The following is a 24,757-nucleotide window of genomic DNA, read 5'->3' as shown; positions in this document are numbered from 1 at the left end:
GAAAAGAAAAAGGCTTGCCGGAGCAAGCCTTTGGAGATCGGGGTCAAGCTTGCTGGCGGTGCTGTTTTTCCAGCTTCTTCTTGATCCGGTCGCGCTTGAGGCTGGACAGGTAGTCGACGAACAGCTTGCCGTTGAGGTGGTCGCACTCGTGCTGGATACATACCGCCAGCAGGCCTTCGGCGATCAGCTCGTAGGGCTTGCCGTCACGATCCTGGGCCTTGATCCGCACTTTCTGCGGACGGTCTACATTTTCATAGAAGCCGGGCACCGACAGGCAGCCTTCCTGGTACTGATCCATCTGCTCGGTGAGGGATTCGAACTCAGGGTTGATGAACACCCGCGGCTCGGATTTGTCCTCGGACAGGTCCATCACCACCAGACGCTTGTGTACGTTGACCTGGGTCGCGGCCAGGCCAATACCGGGCGCGGCGTACATGGTCTCGAACATGTCGTCGATCAGCTTGTGCAGTGCTTCGTCGAATTGGGTGACCGGCTTGGCAAGGGTGCGCAGGCGCGAGTCGGGAAATTCGAGGATGTTGAGAATCGCCATAGATGTTTGTGATGCACTTGTGGAATAAAGTCAAAAACCGCTGCTAAGATGATGAACAGCTTTGAAAAACGGCTTTGAAGCCACGTATTCTGCGGCTTACAGGCGCCAGCCACATAATAAAGGGATTCACCGCATGAGGAAATCACTACTCGCCCTGCTGCTTCTCGCCGTCGGCGGTCTGGCCCAGGCAGAAGTGCAACTCAAGGAAGGTCACCCGGACCGCTACACCGTGGTCAAGGGCGACACACTCTGGGACATCTCTGGCAAGTTCCTCAGCCAGCCCTGGAAATGGCCAGAACTGTGGCACGCCAACCCGCAGATCGAGAATCCGCATCTGATCTACCCAGGCGATAGCCTGAGTCTCATCTACGTTGACGGCCAGCCGCGTCTGGTGCTCAACCGCGGCGAGTCGCGCGGCACCATCAAGCTGTCGCCGCAGGTGCGCAGCACGCCGATCGCCCAGGCGATTCCGACCATTCCGCTGGAGGCGATCAACAGCTTCCTGCTGAGCAATCGTATCGTCGATAGCGAGCAAGACTTCGCCAACCAGCCCTATGTGGTGGCCGGTAATGCCGAGCGCGTAGTCAGTGGCGCGGGGGATCGCCTCTATGCCCGTGGCGAATTCAACCAGGCCGAGCCAGCCTATGGCATCTTCCGTCAGGGCAAGGTCTACACCGATCCGGATACCAAGGAATTCCTCGGCATCAATGCCGACGATATCGGCAGCGGTGAAGTGGTGGCCCAGGAAGGCGATATCGCTACCGTCAGCCTGAGCCGCTCGACTCAGGAAGTGCGCCTGGGCGATCGCCTGTTCCCCACCGAAGAACGCGCGATCAATTCGACCTTCATGCCCAGCGAGCCTACGACCGACGTCAATGGTGTGATCCTCGACGTACCGCGTGGCGTAGCCCGTGTTGGCCAGTACGACGTGGTAACCATCAACAAGGGCAAGATCGATGGCCTCATCGAAGGCAACGTGCTGGCCCTGTATAAGACCGGCGAAACCGTACGTGATCGCATCACCGGTGAGTCGGTGAAGATTCCGGACGAGCGTGCCGGTCTGCTGATGGTGTTCCGCACCTACGAGAAGCTCAGCTACGGCCTGGTGTTGTACGCCACCCGTGACCTGGCGCTGATGGACAAGGTGAAGAACCCGTAATACCTGGAACCCCCGCTCTGCGGGGGTTCTGCTTTCTGCGTCGCCCGCGTTACCCGATCAAGGATGATCGTCATGCCAGCACTCTCTCCTGCAGAACTCGAGGCGCGTCTGCGCCTGCATTGCCTGCCCGAACTGGGCCCCCGGCGTTTCCGTCGTCTGCTCGATGCCTTTGGCTCGGCCTCCGCTGCGCTCAGCGCGCCGGCGCCTGCCTGGCGTTCGCTGGGCTTGCCGGACGGCTGTGCCGAGCCACGCCGCAGTGCGCTGATTCGTGAGCGCGCGGCGCAGGCGCTGGCCTGGCTGGAGCAGCCCGGTCAGCACCTGCTGCTCTGGGGGCAACCAGACTACCCGGCCCTGCTGGCCGAACTGCACGATGCGCCCCCGCTGCTGTTCGTCGCCGGTGATCCGGCCCTTCTCGAACGGCCGCAGCTGGCCATGGTCGGCAGCCGGCGCGCCTCGCGTCCGGGCCTGGATACGGCGCAGGCCTTTGCCCGCAGCCTGGCCGGCGGTGGCTTCGTGATCACCAGCGGGCTGGCTTTGGGCATCGATGGTGCTGCGCATCAGGGCGCACTGGATGGAGGCGGCAAGACGGTGGCGGTGCTCGGTACCGGCTTGCGCAGGCTTTACCCACAGCGGCATGTCAGCCTGGCCACGCGAATTACTGAAGGTGGCGGCGCGCTGGTCTCCGAGCTGCCGCTGGACTGTCCGCCGCAGGCCAGCAACTTTCCCCGGCGCAACCGCATCATCAGTGGCTTGTCGCTCGGGGTGCTGGTGGTCGAGGCCAGTCCCTCCAGTGGCTCGCTGATAACCGCCAAACTGGCCGCTGAACAGGGGCGCGAGGTCTATGCGATTCCGGGCTCGATCCATCATCCGGGGGCACGCGGTTGCCATCAGCTGATCCGCGATGGGGCGGTCTTGGTGGAAAGCATCGAGCATATCCTCGAAGCCCTGCGCGGCTGGCAGAGCGTGCCGCCTGCTCCGGCTGCAGACCGGGTCGACGAGCATCCCCTGCTGTTGCACCTGCGTGCCGCGCCGCAGAACAGCGAAAGCCTGGCGCGTGCCTGTGGCCTGAGCATGGGCGAGACCCTGGCGCTGCTCACCGAGCTGGAGCTGGAGGGTCAAATCGTCTGCGAGGCGGGGCGCTGGGTACCGCGCGCCGGCTGAGCTGGGTACACTCGCCGCGAGTAAATCGTTGCGGGGGTAAGCATGCACAGCAGTTGGCGGGTACAGCGCATGGCGCGCATCGTGCGCGAGGGTGGCGTGATCGCCTATCCGACCGAGGCCGTCTGGGGGCTGGGCTGCGACCCGTGGAACGAAATGGCCGTGGACCGCCTGCTGGCGCTCAAGGATCGCCCGGTGCACAAGGGCCTGATCCTGGTGGCGGACAACATCCGCCAGTTCGACTTCCTCCTCGACGACCTGCCCGAGCGCTGGATCGACCGCCTGGCCAGCACCTGGCCGGGGCCGAACACCTGGCTGGTGCCGCACCAGGGTCTGTTGCCCGAGTGGATCAGCGGCCAGCACGACACGGTGGCCCTGCGCGTCAGCGACCACCCGCTGGTGCGCGACCTCTGCGCCCTCACCGGCCCGCTGGTATCGACCTCGGCCAACCCCGCCGGGCGTCCGTCCGCCCGTTCGCGCCTGCGCGTCGAGCAGTACTTCCACCAGCAGCTCGACGGTGTGCTCGGCGGTGCTCTCGGCGGACGGCGCAACCCCAGCCTGATCCGCGATCTGCGCAGCGGCGATGTAGTGCGCCCGTCTTAACCTGGGTGTACCTGACCTCCTGTACGCAAGCCGCCGCAGGCGCCCGGACTGATCGCGGTCAAGTCTGCGGCCGAGGCGACGATGCTATGCTTGCGCCCTTTCCAGCTCGTCCGGATGACTGCCGTGAGTGACCGTACCCAGGCCGTGAAGGCCTACCTGCTCGACCTGCAAGACCGCATCTGCGCCGCCCTCGAAACCGAGGATGGCGGCACCCGTTTCTTCGAGGACAGCTGGGACAGGCCGGCCGGTGGTGGCGGCCGCACCCGGGTGATCGAGAACGGCGCACTGATCGAGAAGGGTGGGGTCAACTTCTCTCATGTGTTCGGCGACAGCCTGCCGCCATCGGCCAGCGCCCACCGTCCGGAACTGGCCGGGCGTGGCTTCGAGGCCATGGGCGTGTCCCTGGTGATCCACCCGGGAAACCCCCATGTGCCGACCTCCCACGCCAACGTGCGCTTCTTCAGTGCCGAGAAGGAAGGCGAGGAAGCAGTCTGGTGGTTCGGCGGCGGTTTCGACCTCACCCCCTACTACGGCAACGAGGAAGACTGCGTGCACTGGCACCAGGTGGCCCGTGCCGCCTGTGCGCCCTTCGGTGCCAAGGTCTACCCGAAGTACAAGGAATGGTGCGACCGCTACTTCCACCTCAAGCACCGCGGCGAGCCGCGTGGCATCGGCGGGCTGTTCTTCGACGACCTCAACCAGTGGGATTTCGACACCAGCTTCGCCTTCCTGCGCGCCATCGGCGATGCCTATATCGACGCTTACCTGCCCATCGTGCAACGGCGCAAGGCCACCCCGTTCAGCGAGGCGCAGCGCGAGTTCCAGGCCTATCGCCGGGGTCGCTACGTTGAGTTCAACCTGGTGTTCGACCGTGGCACCCTGTTCGGCCTGCAGTCGGGCGGGCGTACCGAGTCGATCCTCATGTCCCTGCCGCCGCATGTGCGCTGGGGTTATGACTGGAAGCCCGAACCGGGTACTGAGGAAGCACGCCTGACCGAGTATTTCCTTACCGATCGCGACTGGCTCGCCGGCGTGTAGGGCTGCCCCCTCTCCTGCATGCGGGATAGGGTTGGGAGAGGGCGCGGCTGCCGTTGCCCTCTCCCCCGGCCCCTCTCCCATAAATGGGCGAGGGGAGCAGAGCGGAACCCGCGTATTCGCCGCCCGTTATCAAACAGAAGGACATTCCATGGACCGCTACGGTGTCTTCGGCAACCCCATCGGCCACAGCAAGTCGCCGTTGATCCATCGCCTGTTTGCCGCGCAGACCGGCCAGGCGCTGAGCTACGAAGCCCTGCTGGCGCCGCTGGATGATTTCGCCGGGTTTGCCCGCGCCTTCTTCGTCGAGGGCCAGGGCGGCAACGTCACCGTGCCATTCAAGGAAGAGGCCTATCGCCTGGCCGATGAGCTGAGCGAACGCGCGCGTCGCGCCGGTGCGGTGAACACCCTGAAGAAGCTCGACGACGGCCGTCTGCTCGGCGACAACACCGACGGCGCCGGCCTGGTGCGCGACCTCACGCTGAATGCCGGGCTCGACCTGGCGGGCAAGCGCATCCTCCTGCTCGGTGCCGGCGGCGCCGTGCGTGGCGTGCTGGCGCCGATTCTGGCGCATGAGCCGCAGGCTCTGGTGATCGCCAACCGCACCGTGGCCAAGGCCGAACAGCTGGCCCACGAGTTCGCCGACCTTGGCCCGGTGGCCGCCAGCGGCTTCGACTGGCTCAGCGAACCCGTCGACCTGATCATCAACGGCACTTCGGCCTCGCTGGCCGGTGAGCTGCCGCCGATCGAGCCGGGGCTGATCCGTCCCGGTCACACGGTCTGCTACGACATGATGTACGGCAAGGAGCCGACCGCCTTCAACCGCTGGGCCGCCGCGCATGGCGCCGCGCGCTGCATCGACGGTCTGGGCATGCTGGTGGAGCAGGCGGCCGAGGCCTTCTGCCTCTGGCGCGGCGTGCGTCCGCACAGCGCGCCGGTGTTGGCGGAGCTGCGCCGCCAGCTGGGCTGACAGGCACACCTGCTGATCGGTACACGCGACATCGACCTGCCGCGCCTGACCGGCGGTGCGCTGATCTTGCTGTAGCTGGGCCGCCGTAGAGCGGCCGCGCTCGCCTGAGGCGCGGCGCGCACTTATACTTTCGTCATTCGCCGGCAGGGACCGCCCAGGCACCTTTCCACTGTGCGGACCGATCTCGTGAACAAAGCTTTCTCCCTCGCCGGCCTGCTGCTGGCCTGCCTGACCCTCGTTGCCAGCCCTGCCCTGCAGGCGGCGCCCAAGACCCAGGAGCTGGCTTCCGGCAGCGCCCTGCTGGTCGATCTCAACACTAATCAGATTCTCTACTCCAGCAACCCCGACCTGCAGGTGCCGATCGCCTCGGTGACCAAGCTGATGACCGCCATGGTCACCCTGGATGCCAAGCTGCCGCTGGACCAGCAACTGCCCATCGTCATCAAGGACGTCCACGAAATGCGCGGCGTCTATTCGCGGGTGCGGGTCGGCAGCCAGCTGAGCCGTCGCGACATGCTCCTGCTGACCCTGATGTCCTCGGAAAACCGCGCCGCTGCCAGCCTTGCCCACCACTATCCGGGCGGTGTGCCGGCCTTCGTCGCGGCGATGAACGCCAAGGCTCGCGCCCTGGGCATGACCCGTACCCGCTATACCGAACCGACCGGCCTCTCGGAAGGCAACCTGTCCACCGCCAATGACCTGGTCAAGCTGATCAAGGCCAGCGGCCAGTACCCGCTGATCGGCCAGTTCAGCAGCACCCGCGAGCGCGTCCAAGTGTTCGCCAAGCCGCGCTACAGCCTGGGGTTTCGCAACACCAACAGCCTGGTGCACAAGCCGAACTGGAGCATCCAGTTGACCAAGACCGGCTTTACCAACGCCGCTGGTCATTGCCTGGTGATGCGCACGCAGATGGCCGGCAAGCCGGTGGCCTTCGTGGTGCTGGATGCCTTCGGCAAATACACCCACATGGCCGATGCCAACCGCCTGAAAAAATGGCTGGAGACCGGCCAGGTGACCAAGGTGGCGCCAGCGGCGCTGGCCTACAAGAAACAGAAGCAGGCCGAGCGTGCGCGCCTGGTGCAGGCGGCGCAGTAAGCGCGCTGTTGATACAGGAAGCCCGGCGATTGCCGGGCTTTTGTGTTTTGGGCGTATCGATATGACGGCCCGAAATCCGAGATAAGCGCTGAGTTAGAGCTCAGCGCTAGCGCCAATGCGCCTGAAGCCCATCACAGGAACCAGCGATACTCCCGCGCGCTGACCTCGTTCATGAAGTCCAGATGGTCCTGGCGCTTGTTCTCGCAGTAGACGAAGACGAACTCGCTGCCCAGCTTGTCCTTGACCACCTCGTGCGAGGCCATCGCCGCCACGGCAGTGAGCATGTCCTTGGGGAAGTCGATGCCGCTGCGGCGGTCTTCGTTGAGCGACGGGATCGGCTCGCGGGCCATGTCCAGGCCGTATTCCATACCGCTGAGGATGGCCGCCAGCACCAGGTAGGGGTTGGCGTCGGCGCCGGCCAGGCGGTGCTCGATGCGCAGGTTCTTGCCGTCCGACTCGGGGATGCGGATACACGCATCGCGGTCCTCGAAGCCCCAGCTGGCCTTGCTCGCCGAGTTGACCATGGCGCCGTAGCGGCGGAAGGCGTTGTGGTTGGCGGCGAAGATCGGCATGCAGTGCGGCAGCAGCTCCAGGCAGCCGGCCACGGCGTGGCGCAGTGGGCGCTGGTTGTCACCGTCGAGCAGGTTGTTGCCGGCTTTGTCGTACAGGCTGACATGCACGTGCATGCCGCTGCCCGGCGCCTGCAGGTAGGGCTTGCTCATGAAGCTGGCACGGTAGCCATGCTGCATGGCTACGCCGCGGGTGCTGCGGCAGAACAGCGCGGCCTGGTCGGCGGCGTGCAGGCCATCGTCGCAGTGGGCGAAGTTGATCTCGAACTGGCCGGGGCCGAGCTCGGCGGTGATCACGTTGGCATCCACGCCCTGTTCCCGCGCCGCTTCCACGGTTTCATGCAGCACGTCGGAGAAGCGTGTCAGGCGCTCGATGTGCATGTTCGGCTGGTCGTCGGCGTCGCCGGTCAGCGGGTCGCGGGGGAACTGCGGCAGGCCGTTTGAAAGTGCCCGGTCGAATAGATAGAACTCCAGCTCGAAGGCCACCACCGGGCGAATCCCGCGCGCGTCCAGGCGCTTGAGCACGCGGGCGAGCACTTCACGCGGCTCGAATTCGATCGGTGCTTCGGTGCCGTCGGAGCTGATCAGCATCTGCCCCATCGGCTGCTTCTCCCAGCGCACCGGCTTGAGCGTGCCGGGGATCAGGCGGCGCGGCGCATCCGGGTCGCCGTCGTTGAAGCAGTAGTCGCCAATTGGGTGCAGGCCGCCCTGGGCGCCGAGCAGCACGCAGTTCTGCGGCACTTTCAGCGGGCCGCCGGCGGCGACCTTCTCCAGCATGTCCATGGGATAGCGCTTGCCGTAGAAGTGCCCGGGAATATCCAGGCAGATCAGTTCGACATAGCGCACATCGGGGTTGGCGGCGCGGAAGGCACGTACTTCGCTGAGCAGGTCGGGGAATTTCGTTGTTGTTGTCATGGTGGCTATCTGCACGGGTCAGGTGAAGACCCAGAGGACTCGCGTGGGTTGGTCGGAAAGATTGGCGTAACGAAACTGGGCATGCGGCGGCAGCTGGAAGCTGTCACGCGGGCCGAGTGTGACCGGTTCGGCGTCGTCGCCGTACCAGACAGTCAGCTCACCTTCGAGGACGAAACCGCCCTGTTCGGAGCTGTCATTGAGATGGCCTTCGCCGCTGGTGGCGCCGGGTTCGAGGTGGCTTTCGAGCATGGAAAAGCCGCCGGACATGGTCGGCGAGGCCAGCACGTCGGTGATGCCCCCGGCGTAGTAGAGGGTGCGCCGCTCGCCCGGACGGGTCACCCAGCGCACGTCGCGCGGCTTGCTCAGGCTGTAGAAATAGGTGGTTGGCACGCCCAGCGCTTCGCTGATGGCGGTGAGGTCGGCCACGGTCGGGCGCGACAGGCCGCGCTCGACCTGGGACAGGAAACCCACCGAGCGGCCGATGCGCTCGGCCAGTTCATTGAGGGTGACGTTCTTGTGCTTGCGCAGGTCGCGCACCAGGATCGCCAGCCCTTCGATTTCATCCTGCATGTCCATGGTTTTGCCCTTTTGCGTAGCCCGGTTCAGATCGTGTCGCGCAGACGGTACCAGGCTTTGCCGACGGCCTCGATCGGGGCGGCCAGCAGGTCGCCACCGGGGAAACGCGGGTTGCTCAGGCCCTGGTACAGGCCGAGCAGCTGTTCGTCGCCGAGGATCGCATCGCTCACCGCACGGGCGGCGGCCAGGGTCGGCAGGATGCCGTGGCCGGAGAAGCCCTGCAGCCAGTACTTCTGGCCCAGGCGGCCGACGTCTGGGGTGCGGTGCATGGTGCAGTCGATATGGCCGCCCCAGCCGTAGTCGATCTGCACCCCGCGCAGTTGCGGGAACACTCGCTCCAGGTAGGGGCGGGTGGCGGCCGGCACGTCCGCCGGGATGCCGCCCAGGTAGGTGCAGCCGCCGCCGAATAACAGACGGTTGTCCGGGGTGACGCGGAAATAGTCGGGGACGAACTGGTTGTCGATGGCGCAGGTGCCGCGCGGGAACAGCGAGCGCGCCAGTTCCGGGTCCAGCGGCGCGGTCGCCACCTGGTAGGAGCCGACCGGCAGCAGGCGCTTGGACAGCGCGGGGTCGAGGCGGTCGATGTAGGCGTTGCAAGCCAGCACCAGCACATCGCCGCGCACCTCGCCGTGCTCGGTACGAGCCACGTAACCCGCGGCGGTCTCGCGGTAGTCGAGCACCTTGCTCTGCTCGAAGATCCGTCCGCCGGCCTTCTCGATGGCGTCGGCCAGGCCCTGGGCCAGTTTCAGCGGGTTGAGGTGGGCGGCGCCGGCGTCATGCAGCGCGGCCAGGTAGCGCGGGCTGGCGATCCACTGCGGCAGATCCTGCTTGGGGATAAAGCTCAGTTGCTGGTAGCCGTACTTCTCGCTCGCCTCTTCGAGGTTTTCCTGCAGCAGGCGCACCCGGCGCGGCAACACCGCGGTGTAGAGGGCGCCCGTGCGGTAGTCGATGTCGAAGCCGTGGCGCTCGGGCAGCTCGCGCATTTCCTTGGCGGCCCAGGTCATGCTGTCCCACAGCTGGCGGGCGCGCTCGGTGCCCAGGGCCTTCTCGAATGGCGGCATATCGCAGGACCAGCCCGGCAGCGCCTGGCCGCCGTTGCGTCCGGACGCGGCCCAGGCCAGGCGACTGGCTTCCAGCAGCACGACTTTCTTGCCGGCCAGGGCCAGACGCAGGGCGGTATGCAGGCCGCTAAAGCCGCCGCCGATGATCAGGATCTGTGCGTCTTCACGACCTTCCAGGCGCGGGCGCAGCGGAATCTCGCCATAGGTGGCGGCGTAGTAGGTGCCGACGTGCTGCGCGGATTGCTTGAACATGGACGCCTCGTGAAATTTCTCACTTGAAAGTTCATGAAAAATTACACGATAAAATTCATAAAGCCAAGCTCGAAGCGACCTCTTACATCGGCCAGGCTAGCCACCTATAATTGATATAAATTCTCATATGCGATCTTGTCGCGAGCGAGCGCCTTCTCTTGACCCCCTCCAGTTCAGCGCCCAGCGGCCAGACCGCCCTCGGCAGCCTGTATCTCCAGCACCACGGCTGGTTGCAGCAATGGCTGAACCGTCGCTTCGGCCAGGCGGTGGGCGACGGCGAGGCGGCCGATCTGGTCCAGGACACCTTCCTGCGTCTGCTCCTGAAGCCACGTGGCTTTGCCAGCCACAGCGATGCCCGGGCCTTCCTCTGCACCGTGGCGCGCGGGCTGTGCATCGACCGCTGGCGTCGCCGGCAGATCGAGCAGGCCTGGCTGCAGGCCCTGGCCGCCGAGCCGCTAGCTTTTGCTGCCTCGGCCGAACTGCAGGCGAGCCTGCTCGAAGCCCTGCAGCAGATCGATGCGATGCTCAGCCGTTTGCCGGCCAAGGCGCGCACGGTGTTCCTGCTGGCGCAGGTGCAGGGCTATGGCTACCGCGAGATCGGCACGCAACTGGGCATCTCCGAGCGCATGGTGAAGAAATACATGGCCCGCGCCATGCTGCAGTGCGCCCTGCTCGAAGCCGGTTTGCTGGATGGCGAGGACTGAGGCATGAGCGAGGCGGGATACGTGGAACTGCAGCAGGCCGCCGACTGGTATGCGCGGCTGCTGGATGGCGCCAGTGAGACCGAGCGCGTGGCCTGGAGCGCCTGGCTGGAGAGCCGCGCCGAGCACCGTCAGGCCTGGGCCGTGGTTGAGCGCGTGGGTGCGCGCTTCGCCCCCTTCCAGCACGGCGACAGTCGCGCAGCGGCCTTCGCTGCCCTGCAGGCCCCGGCGCGAGCGGGCATGGGCCGACGCCGGGCGCTGCTGTCGCTGGGCGTGCTGGCGGCCGGTGGCCTGCTCGGCTGGCGCGGCCTGCGCGAAACGCCGCTGGGCGATCATCTGCTGGCCTTCGCCGCCGATCAGGCCACCGCGGTGGGTGAGCGGCGCGAGCTGGCCTTGCCCGATGGCGGCCAGGCCTGGCTGAACAGCCTCTCGGCGCTGGATATCGGCTACACCGCGCAGCGTCGTCAGCTCCACCTGCGCGCCGGCGAAGTGTTGCTACAGGTGCCGGTCGATGGGCGTGGTGCGCTGCGGGTCAGCACCCGGCATGGCTGGGTGGCCAGCGAGCGCGCCAGCTTCGGTCTCTGTCAGCGTGCCGAGGGCCTGTGCCTGAGCCTGTTCGAAGGCGAGGTCGAACTGCGCACCGAGGCGGGCTTGCGCCGACAGCTGCAGGCGGGTCAGCAAGTGCTGTTCAGCAGCGCCAGTGTGGGCGAGGTGCGGGCGGTGGAGGCGGCGCGGCGCTCATGGGTGCAGGGCGTATTCGTCGCCGAGGGCACGCCGTTGCGCCGGCTGGTCGAGGATCTCGGCCGCCAGCGGCATGGCTATCTCGGCTGCAGCCCGGCGGTGGCCGATCTGCGCGTGGTCGGCAGCTTCCCCCTGACGGATACCGACCAGGCACTGGCGCTGCTGCCCAAGGTGCTGCCGGTGCGTATCCACCGGCCGCTGCCCTGGTGGGTGAGCATCGAGGCGGCGACCTGAAACGAACGGCCTGCGAAAAATCGTGGCGGCTCGTGAAAATTAATGCGTCGGCGGGTTCCCCTTTTTACCGCCGTGCTCGGTGTAGAGGACATAACCCTCTGGAGCCCGCGTCATGATCGCCCCATCGCCCTTGTCCCTGCGTCCCCTAACCCTGGCCTGCACCCTCGCGGCCCTGCTGCACAGCCCGCCCGGTCTGGCCGAGAGTGCCCGTCAGTACAGCATCGCCGCCGGTGACCTGACCGAGCGCCTGGCCCAGTTCGCCGAACAGGCCGGCATCGTCCTGATCGGCAATGCCGCGCTGACCGACGGCCGCCGCAGCACCGGCCTGCAGGGGCGCTACGGCGCTGACGCCGGCCTGACTCGCTTGCTCAGCGGCCAGGGCCTGACCGCGCAGCAACAGAGCGATGGCAGCTACCTGCTGGTGCCCCAAGCGGGAGTGGAGCTACAGGCCACCGATATCCAGTCCAGCGTCAGCAGCGGCTATCAGCCGCCGGCCAACCCTGGCGTACTGCGCAGCGGCGCCAGCAACCTGGACAGCGCCCAGGCGGTGGCCAGCGTCAGCGAACAGGTGCTGCACGACCAGCGCCCGCGCAATCTCGACGACGCCCTGGGCAACGTCAGCGGCATTACCCAGGCCAACACCCTGGGCAGCACCCAGGACGCGGTGATGAAGCGCGGCTTCGGCGACAACCGCGACGGCTCGATCATGCGCGACGGCCTGCCCTCGGTGCTCGGCCGCAACCTCGGTGCCAGCGCCGAGCGGGTCGAGGTGCTCAAGGGCCCGGCCTCGCTGCTGTACGGCATCCAGGACCCGGGCGGGGTGGTCAACGTGGTGAGCAAGAAGCCGCAGCTGCAGGCGGCCAATGAGCTGACCCTGCGCGGATCGGCTTTCGCCCACGGCAAGCAGGGCAGCGGCGGCAGCCTCGACAGCACCGGCGCGCTGGGCGACAACGGCTTCGCCTACCGGCTGATCCTCGACCATGACGACAACGAGTACTGGCGCGATTTCGGCCAGTACCGGCAGAGCCTGGTGGCGCCTTCGCTGGTCTGGTACGGCGAGGCCACCAGCGTAAGCCTGTCCTACGAGCACCGCGAGTTCGAGACGCCGTTCGACCGTGGCACGGCCATCGACCCGCGCAGCAACAAGCCGCTGGACATTCCCTACAGCCGCCGTCTTGACGAGGAATTCAACGTCACCGAGGGCCGTTCCGACCTCTGGCGCTTCGCTGTCGAACACCAGCTCAGCGACGCCTGGAAGGCCAACTTCGCCTACGGCTGGAGCCGCGAGACCTATGACGACAACCAGGCGCGGGTGACCAGCGTCAACGCCAACACCGGCGCGGTCACCCGGCGCATCGACGGCACCCACGGCGCGGTCAGCACGGACAGTTTCGCCACCACCAGCCTGCTCGGCGACCTCGAGCTGGGTGGTTTGCGTCACGAGCTGGTGGTCGGCGTCGACAGCGAGAAGCGCAAGATCTACCGTGCCGACCTGATCCGCGGCGGCAACAGCATCCTCGACCCCCTCGATCCGGAATATGGCACGGTCGAGCCGTCCGACAACGTCGATGCCGCTTCCAGCGACCAGACTGACCTGCTGCGCACTGACTCCTTCTTCGTGCAGGACTCCTGGCACCTGGACGAGCACTGGATCCTGGTCGCCGGCGGCCGCTACCTGGTCTACGACCAGTACGCCGGGCGTGGCCGTCCGTTCGACGTCAACACCGACAACAACGGCCAGACCTGGGTGCCGCGTGCCGGCGTGGTGTACAAGATCAATCAGCAGGCGTCGCTGTACGCCAGCTACAGCGAGTCGTTCAAACCCAACTCGACCATCGCTCCGCTGGACAGCATCGCCGTGGTCGACTCCTCGATCCCGGCCGAGGAAGGCAAGTCCTGGGAAATCGGCGGCAAGCTGGACATCCCCGACCGCCTCAGCGCCACCCTGGCGCTGTTCGACATCGACAAGCGCAACGTCATGGTGACCCAGGACCTGGGCAACGGCGAGACGCTCAACCACGCCGCCGGCCAGGTCAACTCGCACGGCATCGAGCTGGATGTCAGCGGCCAGCTCAGCGCGCGCTGGAGCCTGATCGGCAGCTATGCCTGGCTGGATGCCGAAGTCAGCGAGGACCCGCTGTACGAGGGTAATCGCCTGCAGAACGTGGCGAAGAACAGCGCCGCCCTGTCGCTGGTCTACGACGTCGGCGCGCTGCTCGGCGGCGACGACCTGCGTGTCGGCGGCGGTGCCCGCCATGTCGGCGAACGTGCCGGTGACGCGGAGAACTCCTTCGAGCTGCCGGCCTATACCGTGGCCGACGCCTTCGTCGCCTACGACACCCACCTCGGCGAGCACGACCTCGGCCTGCAGCTGAATGTGAAGAACCTGTTCAACCGCCAGTACTACCCGTCCGCCGCCAGCCGCAACTACGTGTCGGTGGGCGAGCCGCGGCAGGTACTAGTCTCGGCCACGCTGGGGTTCTGAGAGTTGCACTAATGCGACATGCCCTTGGCGTCCACATGCAGGGACCGGCGTTGCCGGTTATCCTGCCAGGCATCCAGCGCAGAGGGCCCGGCCATGCAGATTCGCAGCGATTTCGACAGCGGCAATATCCAGCTAGTGGATGCCAGCAACCCGCAGCAGGTGCGCCTGGCGATCCGCAAGGATTTCGCCAGCGAGCATTTCCAGTGGTTCCACTTCCTCGCCGAGGGCCTGCTGCCGGGCCAGCGGCATGGCTTCAGCCTGGTCAACGCGCCGCAGTCCAGCTACAAGAACGCCTGGAGCGGCTACCAGGCGGTGGCCAGTTATGACGGTGTGGACTGGTTCCGTGTGTCGACCACCTATAACCAGGACGGCCTGCATTTCGAGCTGCTCGCCGAACAGGCCCAGGCCTATTTCGCCTACTTCGAGCCCTATAGCCGCGCCCGCCACGCGCAGTTGCTGGTGCGTGCCCTGGCCCTGCCGAATGTCGAACTGCTGGCCTGCGGCACGAGTCTGCAGGGCCGCGAGCTGCCGCTGTTGCATGTGCGCGGCACCGCCGCCACGCCACGTAAGCTGTGGCTGATCGCCCAGCAGCATCCGGGCGAGCACATGGCCGAGTGGTTTATGGAAGGCCTGATCGAGCGGCTTGGCCAGCCAGATGCCGAGCTGCAGCAACTGCTCAGCCAGGCCGATCTGTACCTGGTACCGCACATGAATCCGGACGGCGCCTTCCTCGGCAACCTGCGCACCAACGCTGCCGGCCAGGACCTCAACCGCACCTGGCAGGCGCCCAGCGCAGGGCAAAGCCCGGAAGTGTTGTTCGTCCAGCAGCAGATGGCCGCCCACGGCGTCGACTGCTTCCTGGATATCCACGGCGACGAGGAAATTCCCTACGTGTTCACCGCCGGCTGCGAAGGTAACCCCGGTTTCACCTCGCGTCTGGACGCCCTGGAGCAGGAGTTCCGCGAGCGCCTGATGGCCTGCGGTGAATTCCAGGTGGCGCACGGCTACCCGCGCGACGAACCCGGCCAGGCCAACCTGGCGCTGGCCTGCAACTGGGTCGGGCAGACCTACGATTGCCTGGCTTATACGGTGGAGATGCCGTTCAAGGACCACGACCTCACGCCCGATCCGCGCACCGGCTGGAATGGCGCGCGCAGCAAGAACCTGGCGCGTGCCGTGTTCAGTGTGCTGGCGGCGATGGTCGGCAAGCTGCGCTGAGCCTTACCCAGGCACCTCGACACCGTTGTTCTGTATCGAGCAGGTAGCTGGTGCTGGACGTGCGAATAGAAGGGGGCTCCGTCGGTTCAGCTCGGCCGGTATTCGATAGTGGTGGCGCCCTCCATGCTGACCCAGTCGAGAAAGGCCTGGCGATCAGCCCCTAGGTGGTCAGGCCAGAGTTTCTGCAGCGCCGGTGTGAGCTTGATCAGGCTGTCCCATAGATTGCTCAGTGGTGGTTGCTGGTCATCTACAGGGAGGCAGAGCCACTGGAAAAAACTGCCTTGGCCGCAGTGGAATGGGTCGCCGAAGCGCTCATGGGTGGCGTTGGCGGCGAATATTTTGCGCAGTATGGGGCTGATCGTGAGGCCATTGTCGAAGTGCTCCCAGGCAGTCCTCCAGCCATCGACTTGCGCTTGTCCTGCCACGAGCAGGCGTTGTCGATAATCCTCCAGCAGCGCGGCTAGTGGCGAGCCGCTGTCGGGGGCGATCCAGTCGGCATGGTAGCTCAGGCGCTCAGGGCTATTCGGGTCGTAGCCACTGAAATGGATCAAGCGGCAAAGCTGTTTTGCGCAGAGCAACTCAGCGTTCCGCCATTCGAGCGGGCGCTCACCGAGGTTCCAGTGTGCCACGTTGCAACCGGCGTCGCGGACCACATATAGCTGGTCGAACAGGCCTGGCACCAGATCCAGCCAGCGCTGATCGTAATACATGCCCTCGGCTACCGAGTCCTGCGCATGCAGAGCCAGTCGTTGCCGCCACCAGGCGAGGAAGGCCTGGCCCTGGGCGCTGGCAGAAACGCCGATGACGCCGGCGTTGAACATGCCGGCGCGCAGTATCTCCAGTTCACGCTGTGCCGCCAGCTGGCCACTGGCTGGGTGCAGCAGGTGCGGTGTGAGCAGGATCGCATGCTGTTGCAAGGGCTCCAGCAGCGGAGCCAGGCTGGCGGTGACCAGCATGTCTGGATCGATGAACAGGACGTGCTGATGCCCCTGGTCGAGCAGATGCTGCAGGAAGTAAGGTTTGAGTGCGGCGGCGCGCTGCTTGATGTCATAGCGGAAGCAGAATTGCCGCTGATCAGCCATTTGCAGCTCGTCCAGGGTAACCAGCCGATAAGGCTCGCTGGCTGGGTCGAGCTCACCGGCCAATTCGTCGGCCAGCAATACGTGCAGCGACAGTTCGGGATGCCAGGTTTGCAGGGAGGCGGCCAGTACGCGCACGCGCGGCAGATAGTTCTTTGCCGCGATACTGACGATAACCGTCATGTCGTTACCATTGGCAGCAATGCCGGATCGATGTTGAACTCGCGCCAGCCAGTGTTGCGAATCCAGCCGAGCAGGCCGTTGAGGTCGGTACCGAAGGGGTCACGGTAGGCGGCCATCACATCGGTACGCTGCTGGTAGAGCGCATGCCAAAGGCGTGACAGGGATGGGCAGTCATCCCGCGCCGGTTTCTGCAGCCAGGCGAAGAAACTGTTGTCCGCCTGACTGGAGAAGGGATCGCCAAAGGCCGACACGGCATAACCCTGATCGCGGTATAGCTCGCGGGCGATATCGGGAATCACCACTCCGTTGGTGAAGCGCTCCCAAGCATAGGGCCACTGCGTGGATTGTTCGTGTCCAGCGCTCAACAGTAGTTGCCGGTAGTGCTCGAAAACCCATCCGCTGTCGCCTAGCTGGTTCAGTTTTAGGCGCTCGAAGTAGCGAGTGGCTTGGTTGGCTTGCGCACCGTCGAAGCCACTGAAGCGGAAGAGACTGCAAGGCACGCCAGCGGCCAGCACTTGTTCGCCAACCACCCGCACTGCACGTTCCGGCAGGTGCCAATGGCCGACATTACAGCCGGGGTCATGCAGCACTTGCACACCGTCGAACAGCAGCGGCACCAGATCTAGCCAGCGTTGTTCGTAGTGCATACCGGCGGCGATGTCGTGCCGACAGTGCAGTTCAACTCGTTGACGCCACCAGGCGAGGAAATCGTGACTACTGTTGCCGGCGCGAAGGCCGATGATCCCGCCGTTGTAGGTGCCGGCCTGGAGAATCGCCAGCTCGCGGGCGATATGCCCCTCGCCCTGCAGGGGTTCCAGCAGATGGGGCGTGAGCACAATGGATGACTGCTGCAGAGCGCGCAGCATCGAGTCGAGTCGCCCCAGCACCAAGCTTTCCTGTTTGATAAAGATGACCTGGCTGAACTCGCCAAGCAGATGCTGCAGCAATGCTGGCGTCAATGCATAGCTCAGTGGCAGTTGCGCATAACGGAAGCACCAGGGGCGCAGTTCTTCCGCGCCCAAGTGATCCAAAGTCAGCAGTTGAAAGCCTTCGTCGGCGGGCTCGAAATAGCCGTCGACCTCATCGGCCAACAGGACGAAGAAGGGGATGTCCGGGTGGTGCCGGCGGAATGACTGGGCGATGACTCGCGCCAGGGCCAGGTGACGCTTGGCGACTATAGTTGCAGCGGCTATTGGTTGGGTAATCAACGAACCATCCTTGCCTAAAAAAGACAGGGGTGGAGTTAAACGAGAACAGACCTGCGCGGCAAGCCTGATTCTCGTTTTCGGCTTTAAAGCCCAAGTGCTCAGTTGGGCTAGAGGTCGACCCCCGGATCCCAGCCCGGCTTGTGCGGGCGGCGGTCTTCGCCGCTGCGGCGATCGGCCTCGAAGCGAATACTCTGCCTACGTTCGCTGTGCTGGCGGCGCTCGCTTTTGCATTTGTCGCGCGTGTCGATCTGGAAGCAGGCCTTCTTCTTCGCTGCTTCCTGGGTGGTGGCTGAGCCCTGCTCTGGCTCAAGCGCCAGGCCGGGTGCGGCAAAGTCGATGGGGTCTAGGTCTGCCATGGGTCTGCTCCATTCCTGGCTGGCGCACAGGAAAATCCGGGGCCGGGTGCCGGGGGTTGTCCCCAGTCAGGCTAGTTCGATTGGAGCGCTCGTGCTAGGTCGCTCATCCGGAAGGGCGCGCCGTCCTTGCGGATGGGGCGGCGCCCAGCGGCGCACGCATCGCCAGCCCTGACTTCATCTCGCCTCGCCACACTGGCCGAACCGCTTGTCGCCCTCAATTACCCAGGTACCGAGACATTTCTGGACGAGCGTTTGCAGCAGTTGCTGGCGCATCGAGTGGCACTGTGCCAGCCGGCGCAGCGCGGCACAGCGTTTCTACTACCGCCAGGGATATGAGGAGTCACCCAAGTATTTGCTGAAGCGCTTGAGCGAATCTGTTTAGATGCCGGAAATTAAGACGCTTGCCGGGCGTAGCTACCAATTGACTGGAGCTGTGCAAGGTCAGTGCGCACAGACAAGCAAGGGGAGCGAAGCATGCTCAGCGAGCAGCAGTGGAGCGATTTCGAGCAGAACGGATTTATCCGCCTCGGCCGTCTGCTCGATACCGAGGCGATTGCCGAACTGACCCAGCGCGCCGATGACCTGGCCAGCGGTACTCAGGTCAATCCGCTGATCCAGATGCAGTTGGATACGGGGGGCGACTACGACGCTCTGCCGCAGGCGGTCAGCCAACTAGCGGCGGGAACCCACCTCTACCGCAAGGTGCAGGGATTGGAGAACGACGAGCTGTTCGCCCCCCTGGTACAGCACCCGTTGTTCGGCGAGATCTGTGCCCGTCTGTATGGTTCGCATGCGCCGGTCTCACTGTTCCGCGCGATGATCATGAACAAGCCGGCCGGCCAGGGTACCTACCTGCCCTGGCACCAGGATGGTGGCGATGTCTGGGCGTTGGATCGCGACCCGCTGGTGACCATCTGGGTCGCCCTCGACCCGGCCACCCGCGCCAATGGCTGTGTCGAGGTGATTCCCGGCTCCCATCGCTTGGGCCTACTCAGTGCCCATGGCAGCACGCTGAGCGAAGCAGACATGCAGCGCCACTGCCCCACGGAGCAGGCGTTGCCCCTCGAGCTTGAGGCGGGTCATGGCTTGCTGCTGCACAACTGGCTGATCCATCGCTCGGGCATCAACCCGTCCAACCAGCCGCGTCGCGCCTTCACCGCCTGCTACATGGACGGCCGCACGCGCAGCGTGCTGACCGGCAATCACTTTCCGCGAGTGTCCGGCCAGCTGGATCAGGCGCCGCACCACTATGTCCGTCAGTTGCACACCGATCTGGCCGCCTTGCGGCACTCCCATGAGTCGGCTGAGGGGTATGCGCACTCGTTGGTGGCTGAAGTGGCGCGGTTGCGCAGCAAGCTGGAGGAGGTTGAAATCTACGTCAAAAGCCTGGAGCAGGAGCGCGCGAACAGGGCGCCGGTCGAAGCCCCGGCACCGGTTCAACGCGGCCTGTTTTCCAGGGTGGCCGATGCTCTTGTGCCACGCTCGCGATGAGCCTGCTGTTGTCGAGAGAGGTCATGAAGACTGTGCGTCACGTTTTACTGATTGGAGATCTGGCCGGCACCGACCATTTTCATGTCGGTGACGAGGCGATGCTCGAGTGCAACCTGCAGATGTTGCGCCGTCTGCTACCCGAGGCCTGCTTCAGCCTGATGTCCCGCGACCCGCTCATGAGTGCCGGCCTGTATGACGCTCAGGCCGTGCCCAGGCTGGGCTTTGCCGAGATATCTGCCGATCGGCAGGTTGAGCTGCAGCAGATAGACTGCTGGCTGGCATTGGTCGAGCGGCAGCCCGGGCAGTTGCCGGAGGCTCTGCAAGCTTTGCTGCAGGCGGATCTGCTGGTGATTTCCGGTGGCGGCAACCTGTCCAGCAGTTGGCCCGGGTACATCCTCGAGCGCCTAGCGCTGGTGCGCCTCGCTCGTCAACGGGGGGTTCCGCTGCTGCTGCTTGGCCAGACCCTGGGGCCGCAGCTCAGCCTGGTCGATCGCGAGCTGGTGGCCGAGATACTCGGTGCCGCTGCCTGGATCGGTTTGCGTGAGGCCAGCTCGGTGGCTCTGGCTCTGGGGCTGGGAGCGCCATTGGCGCGCATCGATTACCAGCTGGACGATGCCATGGCCTTGCTGCCCCGACCGAGCACGTTGCTGGAGTCGGCCTGGCCGGAGCCGTTGAGCCAGGGCCCATTGATTGCCCTGACCTTGCACCCGTTGTTTGCCGGTGCCGAGCGCGACCTGTGGCTGGATTGCGTGGCGACCGAGCTGGACAAGGTGGTTGCCGAGCTGGGTGCGCGTTTCCTGTTCATTCCCCATGTGTGTGATCGGCAGAACGGCTGCGATGTGGGGGATCGGGCCATTGGTCTGGCCCTGGCCGCGCGTCTGCAGCAGCCGGCTGCGATGCGGGTGCTGGAGGTGCAGGGCAGTGGCGAGACAGCCTGGCTGACCCAGCAGGCCGATCTGGTGGTCAGTTCGCGCTATCACCCGCTGGTGTTCGCCCTGGCCAGACAGCGTCCCTGCCTGGGATTGCCGACCGACCATTACACTCTGGTCAAGCTGCAGGGTGCGCTGAGCCATGCCGGTCGCGAGGAGGATCTGCTGATTATCCGCGACAAGCGCTGGGATGGTCTGGCGCAGCGCATCGTCGCGGGCTGCCGCAGCACTGGTGTTGCGCCCGCGGATCGATGCTGGTCGAGCAGACTGGAGGCACATGGCCAGGGCCGCGAGCAGCGTTTGGGCGATTGGCTGGCCAAGCAGCAGCAAGGTCTGCCGCTGCCGACGGTTGCTAGCGGTAATACCGAGCTGGTCCTGGCTCTGGCCCGCCTGCTCGATGAGCCGGGGCAGGCACGCCTGGCCTTGGCCCGGGAGGCCGAGTGGCGCGACGCCGTCGAGCACTGGCAGGCGAGTGCGCAGACCGCCGAGGCTTACGTGCTGGATCTGGTCGCGACCCTGCAGCGGGAAACCAGCGAGCGTGCCGGCTTGCTTGAGGCGCTCGAGTCGAGCACCCGGCGTGCCGAGCTCGCGGAGCAATATGCCCAGAACCTCGAAACGGCGCGTCAGGCCGAGGCCGAACTGGTGGGGTCGTACGCCCTGCAGCGGGAAACCAGCGAGCGTGCTGGCTTGCTTGAGGCGCTCGAGTCGAGCACTCGGCGTGCTGAGCTGGCGGAACAATATGCCCAGAGTCTCGAAACGGCGCGTCAGACTGAGGCCGCGCAGTACGCCCACCACTTGCAGCTGGAGCGAAACGCTCGTGCGGCAGCGAACCCCTCCCTGATCAGGCTGCGGCGCTTGATGCGGCGGTTGTCCCGTGGTCCACGCTGACAGTCTTTCAGCAGGTGCGCAGCGCGTGGGCATGCTCTACTTCAGGTATCGACGCCATCCGAACACACTGCTCACGGGCCATTGCCGAGATAGAGCGTAGAGCACGCTTGGCTCTGGGGCGCCGGGTAGTCTCGCGAGGCAGCAGTCTGTCGGATTTGCTGCCAGGCTAAGTAGGGCGTAGCCGCGTGAAACAACGCCATGACGATGTTCATCACCATAGCGCTGACATTCTTGTGATTGGCGAGAGTCGCCCCTTTTGGCAGAGGGGCGAGCCGTGCCTCAGCGCCGCGCGTCGCGAACCCCTTCGGCCAGCGCCTGGCACAGACTCAGCACGCCCTGGATGGCCTGCTGGTCGTCTGTGGCGCCTGCGATCTGGTCGATCAGCGCCGAGCCGACCACCACACCGTCGGCCAGGCGGGCGATGGTCGCCGCGTGTTCCGGGGTGCGGATGCCGAAGCCGATGCACAGCGGCAGGTCGGTGTGGCGGCGCAGGCGGGTCACGGCTTCCTGCACATGCTCAATGGTGGCCGAACCGGCGCCGGTGACGCCAGCCACCGAGACGTAATAAACGAAGCCAGAGCTGCCGTTGAGCACGGTGGGCAGGCGCTTGTCGTCGGTGGTCGGGGTGGTCAGGCGGATGAAGTCCAGACCGCCGGCCTGGGCGGGGTCGCACAGGTCGGCGTTATGTTCCGGTGGCAGGTCGACCACGATCAGGCCGTCGACACCGGACTCCTTGGCCTCGGCGATGAAGGCGGCGACGCCGTAGTGGTGAATCGGGTTGAAGTAGCCCATCAGCACCAGCGGCGTGCTCTGATCGCCTTCGCGGAAGGCGCGCACCATCTGCAGGGTCTTGGCCAGGTTCTGCTTGGCGGCCAGGGCGCGGATGTTGGCCAGCTGGATCGCCGGGCCGTCGGCCATCGGGTCGGTGAACGGCATGCCCAGCTCGATTACGTCGGCACCGGCCGCCGGCAGGCCCTTGAGGATGGCCAGGGACGCGTCGTAGTTGGGGTCGCCGGCGGTGACGAAGGTCACCAGGGCGGCGCGATTTTGTTGTTTAAGCTCGGCAAAGCGGCTTTGCAGGCGGCTCATCAGTGTTTCTCCTGCTGATCTTGTTGCATGTGGTGCATCACGGTCTGCATGTCCTTGTCGCCGCGGCCGGACAGGTTGATCACCATCAGGTGCTCCTTGGGCAACTGCGGCGCGCGCTTGAACACTTCGGCCAGGGCGTGGGCACTTTCCAGGGCCGGGATGATGCCTTCCAGGCGGCAGCACTTGTGGAAGGCTTCCAGGGCTTCGTGGTCGGTCACCGAGGTGTATTCGACGCGGCCGATGTCATGCAACCAGGCGTGTTCCGGGCCGATGCCGGGGTAGTCGAGGCCGGCGGAAATCGAGTGGGCGTCGATGATCTGGCCATCGTCGTCCTGCAGCAGGAAGGTGCGGTTGCCGTGCAGTACGCCGGGGATGCCGCCGTTCAGGCTGGCCGCATGCTTGCCGGTTTCGATGCCGTGGCCGGCGGCTTCCACGCCGACTATCTGCACGGATTTATCGTCGAGGAAGGGGTGGAACAGGCCCATGGCGTTGGAGCCGCCGCCGATGCAGGCGACCAGGCTGTCGGGCAGGCGGCCTTCCTTCTCCAGCATTTGTCCGCGGGTTTCCTTGCCGATCACTGCCTGGAAGTCGCGCACCATAGCCGGATAGGGGTGCGGGCCGGCCACGGTGCCGATCAGGTAGAAGGTGTTGTGCACGTTGGTCACCCAGTCGCGCAGCGCTTCGTTCATCGCGTCTTTCAAGGTGCCGGTGCCGGCGACGACCGGGATCACGGTGGCGCCCAGCAGCTTCATGCGGAACACGTTGGCCTGCTGGCGATCGATGTCGGTGGTGCCCATGAAGATCACGCATTCCATGCCGAAGCGTGCGGCCACGGTGGCGGTGGCGACGCCGTGCATGCCGGCGCCGGTCTCGGCGATGATGCGCTTCTTACCCATGCGCTTGGCCAGGAGGATCTGGCCGATGCAGTTGTTGATCTTGTGCGCGCCGGTGTGGTTCAGCTCTTCGCGCTTCAGATAAATCTTCGCCCCGCCGCAGTACTCCGTCAGGCGCTCGGCGAAGTACAGCGGGCTCGGCCGGCCGACGTAGTCGCTCTGGAAGTAGGCCAGTTCCTTGAGGAACTCCGGATCCTGCTTGGCCTTCTCGTATTCGGCGGCCAGGTCGTGGATCAGCGGCATCAGGGTTTCGGCGACGTACTGGCCGCCAAACGAGCCGAACAGGCCAGTGGCGTCAGGGCCGGTGCGCAGTGAAGTCATGGGGCTCTCCAGGGAGTATGTGCGATGGCGCCATTCTACCCCTGGCCGCCCACCTGAAAAGCGATTAGATTGCCGTAACACGTCAGAAAAACTCACAGATATCATGAGCCGAGAACTGCCCCCGCTAAATGCCCTGCGCGCCTTCGAGGCCGCCGCCCGCCTGCAGAGTGTCAGCCAGGCTGCGGATGAGCTGAGCGTGACCCACGGCGCGGTGAGCCGGCAGATCCGCGTGCTCGAAGAGCAGCTGGGTGTGGCGCTGTTCAGCAAGGAGGGTCGTGGCGTAAAACTCACCGATGCCGGCAGCCGCCTGCGCGATGCGGCGGGTGAGGCCTTCGAGCGTTTGCGCAGTACCTGTGCCGAACTGAAACAGCAGCAGGTCGATGCGCCTTTCGTTCTCGGTTGCCCCGGCAGCCTGCTGGCGCGCTGGTTTATTCCGCGTCTCGACAGATTGCAGCGCGAATTGCCCGAGCTGCGCCTGCAACTGTCGGCCAGCGAGGGCGAGCTGGATCCGCGCCGCCCCGGGGTGGATGCCACCCTGTGTTTCGCCGAGCCGCCCTGGCCAGCGGACATGCAGGTGTTCGAGCTGGCGGCCGAGCGCATCGGCCCGGTGCTCAGCCCGCGCTCGCCACGCTTTGCCGAGTTGGCCCAGGCGCCGGCCGCAGCTTTGTTGAACGAGCCGCTGTTGCACACCGTGTCGCGCCCGCAGGCCTGGCCGCAGTGGGCGCGGGCGCAGCAGCTGGATGGCACGCGCTTGCAGCTGGGCCAGGGTTTCGAGCACCTGTATTACCTGCTGGAAGCGGCGGCGGCCGGTCTCGGCATGGCCATCGCACCGCAGCAGCTGGTCGCCGACGACCTGGCCGGCGGCCGCCTGCTGGCGCCTTGGGGCTTTGTCGAAACCCCGGCCCGCCTGGCTCTGTGGGTGCCGGCGCGCGCTCGCGACAGCCGCGCCGAGCGCCTGGCCGAATGGTTGCGCGAGGAACTGGCCGGCTGATTCTCGA

Annotated in this window: 22 protein-coding genes; 13 read left to right on the top strand and 9 right to left on the bottom strand. The window is 65.6% G+C overall.

What is annotated here, in order from left to right; genetic code table 11:
* Positions 1-43: 43 nt before the first annotated feature.
* Positions 44-550, bottom strand: coding sequence for a peptide deformylase (def, locus tag LRS11_RS05240; RefSeq protein ID WP_260495849.1), 507 nt, complete (start codon positions 548-550; stop codon positions 44-46).
* Positions 551-683: 133 nt separating this feature from the next.
* Between def and LRS11_RS05235 the strand changes: the two genes are divergently transcribed.
* The 6 genes from LRS11_RS05235 to pbpG all read left to right on the top strand — a co-directional run bounded on the left by LRS11_RS05235 (position 684) and on the right by pbpG (position 6,570).
* Positions 684-1,709, top strand: a complete 1,026-nt coding sequence (locus tag LRS11_RS05235; RefSeq protein WP_260495848.1) for a LysM peptidoglycan-binding domain-containing protein — start codon at positions 684-686, stop codon at positions 1,707-1,709.
* Between the two features lie 72 nt (positions 1,710-1,781).
* The gene (gene dprA, locus LRS11_RS05230; protein ID WP_260495847.1) at positions 1,782-2,870 is read left to right on the top strand and encodes a DNA-processing protein DprA; all 1,089 of its coding nucleotides are present in this window, start codon (positions 1,782-1,784) and stop codon (positions 2,868-2,870) included.
* Positions 2,871-2,912: 42 nt separating this feature from the next.
* Entirely contained in the window at positions 2,913-3,470 is a 558-nt protein-coding gene (locus LRS11_RS05225; protein ID WP_260495846.1) for an L-threonylcarbamoyladenylate synthase, read from the top strand.
* 123 nt (positions 3,471-3,593) lie between these two features.
* Complete coding sequence (gene hemF, locus LRS11_RS05220; RefSeq protein ID WP_260495845.1) at positions 3,594-4,508, top strand: oxygen-dependent coproporphyrinogen oxidase; 915 nt, start codon at positions 3,594-3,596, stop codon at positions 4,506-4,508.
* A 148-nt stretch (positions 4,509-4,656) separates the two neighbouring features.
* Entirely contained in the window at positions 4,657-5,475 is an 819-nt protein-coding gene (gene aroE, locus LRS11_RS05215; RefSeq protein ID WP_260495844.1) for a shikimate dehydrogenase, read from the top strand.
* Positions 5,476-5,646: 171 nt separating this feature from the next.
* Positions 5,647-6,570 carry a D-alanyl-D-alanine endopeptidase gene (pbpG, locus tag LRS11_RS05210; protein WP_260495843.1) on the top strand — a complete coding sequence of 308 codons (924 nt, stop codon included), beginning with the start codon at positions 5,647-5,649 and terminating at the stop codon, positions 6,568-6,570.
* 131 nt (positions 6,571-6,701) lie between these two features.
* On the opposite strand, the gene LRS11_RS05205 is transcribed toward pbpG, so the two are convergent.
* Genes LRS11_RS05205 through LRS11_RS05195 form a run of 3 tightly spaced genes read right to left on the bottom strand, consistent with a single transcriptional unit; the run spans position 6,702 to position 9,943 of the window.
* Positions 6,702-8,054 (bottom strand): glutamine synthetase family protein, encoded by a 1,353-nt coding sequence (locus LRS11_RS05205; protein ID WP_260495842.1) that lies wholly within the window; start codon positions 8,052-8,054, stop codon positions 6,702-6,704.
* An 18-nt stretch (positions 8,055-8,072) separates the two neighbouring features.
* On the bottom strand, positions 8,073-8,630 hold the full coding sequence (locus LRS11_RS05200) for a helix-turn-helix domain-containing protein (protein WP_260495841.1): 558 nt from the start codon (positions 8,628-8,630) through the stop codon (positions 8,073-8,075).
* 26 nt (positions 8,631-8,656) lie between these two features.
* Positions 8,657-9,943, bottom strand: a complete 1,287-nt coding sequence (locus LRS11_RS05195) for an FAD-binding oxidoreductase (protein WP_260495840.1) — start codon at positions 9,941-9,943, stop codon at positions 8,657-8,659.
* A gap of 158 nt (positions 9,944-10,101) precedes the next feature.
* On the opposite strand from LRS11_RS05195, the gene LRS11_RS05190 reads away from it, so the two are divergent.
* The 4 genes from LRS11_RS05190 (at position 10,102) to LRS11_RS05175 (ending at position 15,322) form a co-directional block, all read left to right on the top strand.
* On the top strand, positions 10,102-10,647 hold the full coding sequence (locus LRS11_RS05190) for a sigma-70 family RNA polymerase sigma factor (RefSeq protein ID WP_260495839.1): 546 nt from the start codon (positions 10,102-10,104) through the stop codon (positions 10,645-10,647).
* A 3-nt stretch (positions 10,648-10,650) separates the two neighbouring features.
* The gene (locus LRS11_RS05185) at positions 10,651-11,619 is read left to right on the top strand and encodes a FecR domain-containing protein (protein WP_260495838.1); all 969 of its coding nucleotides are present in this window, start codon (positions 10,651-10,653) and stop codon (positions 11,617-11,619) included.
* A 115-nt stretch (positions 11,620-11,734) separates the two neighbouring features.
* Complete coding sequence (locus tag LRS11_RS05180) at positions 11,735-14,104, top strand: TonB-dependent siderophore receptor (protein ID WP_409519803.1); 2,370 nt, start codon at positions 11,735-11,737, stop codon at positions 14,102-14,104.
* Positions 14,105-14,197: 93 nt separating this feature from the next.
* Positions 14,198-15,322: a M14-type cytosolic carboxypeptidase gene (locus tag LRS11_RS05175; protein WP_260495836.1), complete on the top strand. Its 1,125-nt coding sequence runs from the start codon at positions 14,198-14,200 to the stop codon at positions 15,320-15,322.
* 86 nt (positions 15,323-15,408) lie between these two features.
* Here the strand turns inward: LRS11_RS05175 and LRS11_RS05170 are convergent, their stop codons facing one another.
* The 3 genes from LRS11_RS05170 to LRS11_RS05160 all read right to left on the bottom strand — a co-directional run bounded on the left by LRS11_RS05170 (position 15,409) and on the right by LRS11_RS05160 (position 18,148).
* Positions 15,409-16,584: a hypothetical protein gene (locus tag LRS11_RS05170; protein ID WP_260495835.1), complete on the bottom strand. Its 1,176-nt coding sequence runs from the start codon at positions 16,582-16,584 to the stop codon at positions 15,409-15,411.
* The gene (locus LRS11_RS05165; protein ID WP_260495834.1) at positions 16,581-17,792 is read right to left on the bottom strand and encodes a hypothetical protein; all 1,212 of its coding nucleotides are present in this window, start codon (positions 17,790-17,792) and stop codon (positions 16,581-16,583) included. Before LRS11_RS05165 ends, LRS11_RS05170 begins: the two co-directional genes overlap by 4 nt.
* Before the next feature lie 107 nt (positions 17,793-17,899).
* Positions 17,900-18,148 carry a hypothetical protein gene (locus LRS11_RS05160; protein WP_260495833.1) on the bottom strand — a complete coding sequence of 83 codons (249 nt, stop codon included), beginning with the start codon at positions 18,146-18,148 and terminating at the stop codon, positions 17,900-17,902.
* Between the two features lie 474 nt (positions 18,149-18,622).
* Between LRS11_RS05160 and LRS11_RS05155 the strand changes: the two genes are divergently transcribed.
* Together LRS11_RS05155 and LRS11_RS05150 are read left to right on the top strand one after the other, a co-directional pair.
* Positions 18,623-19,639: a phytanoyl-CoA dioxygenase family protein gene (locus tag LRS11_RS05155; RefSeq protein ID WP_260495832.1), complete on the top strand. Its 1,017-nt coding sequence runs from the start codon at positions 18,623-18,625 to the stop codon at positions 19,637-19,639.
* A gap of 23 nt (positions 19,640-19,662) precedes the next feature.
* Positions 19,663-21,456: a polysaccharide pyruvyl transferase family protein gene (locus tag LRS11_RS05150; protein ID WP_260495831.1), complete on the top strand. Its 1,794-nt coding sequence runs from the start codon at positions 19,663-19,665 to the stop codon at positions 21,454-21,456.
* 279 nt (positions 21,457-21,735) lie between these two features.
* Here the strand turns inward: LRS11_RS05150 and trpA are convergent, their stop codons facing one another.
* Positions 21,736-22,545, bottom strand: a complete 810-nt coding sequence (gene trpA / locus LRS11_RS05145; RefSeq protein ID WP_260495830.1) for a tryptophan synthase subunit alpha — start codon at positions 22,543-22,545, stop codon at positions 21,736-21,738.
* A complete protein-coding gene (gene trpB, locus LRS11_RS05140; RefSeq protein WP_260495829.1) occupies positions 22,545-23,759 on the bottom strand; it encodes a tryptophan synthase subunit beta in 1,215 nt (404 codons plus the stop codon). Before trpB ends, trpA begins: the two co-directional genes overlap by 1 nt.
* Before the next feature lie 103 nt (positions 23,760-23,862).
* On the opposite strand from trpB, the gene LRS11_RS05135 reads away from it, so the two are divergent.
* A complete protein-coding gene (locus LRS11_RS05135; RefSeq protein WP_260495828.1) occupies positions 23,863-24,750 on the top strand; it encodes a LysR family transcriptional regulator in 888 nt (295 codons plus the stop codon).
* The last annotated feature ends 7 nt before the right edge of the window (positions 24,751-24,757 follow it).

The sequence above is a fragment of the Pseudomonas sp. J452 genome, assembly GCF_024666525.1.
Taxonomy (GTDB): domain Bacteria; phylum Pseudomonadota; class Gammaproteobacteria; order Pseudomonadales; family Pseudomonadaceae; genus Aquipseudomonas.
This window is presented reverse-complemented; position numbering and strand designations above follow the sequence as displayed.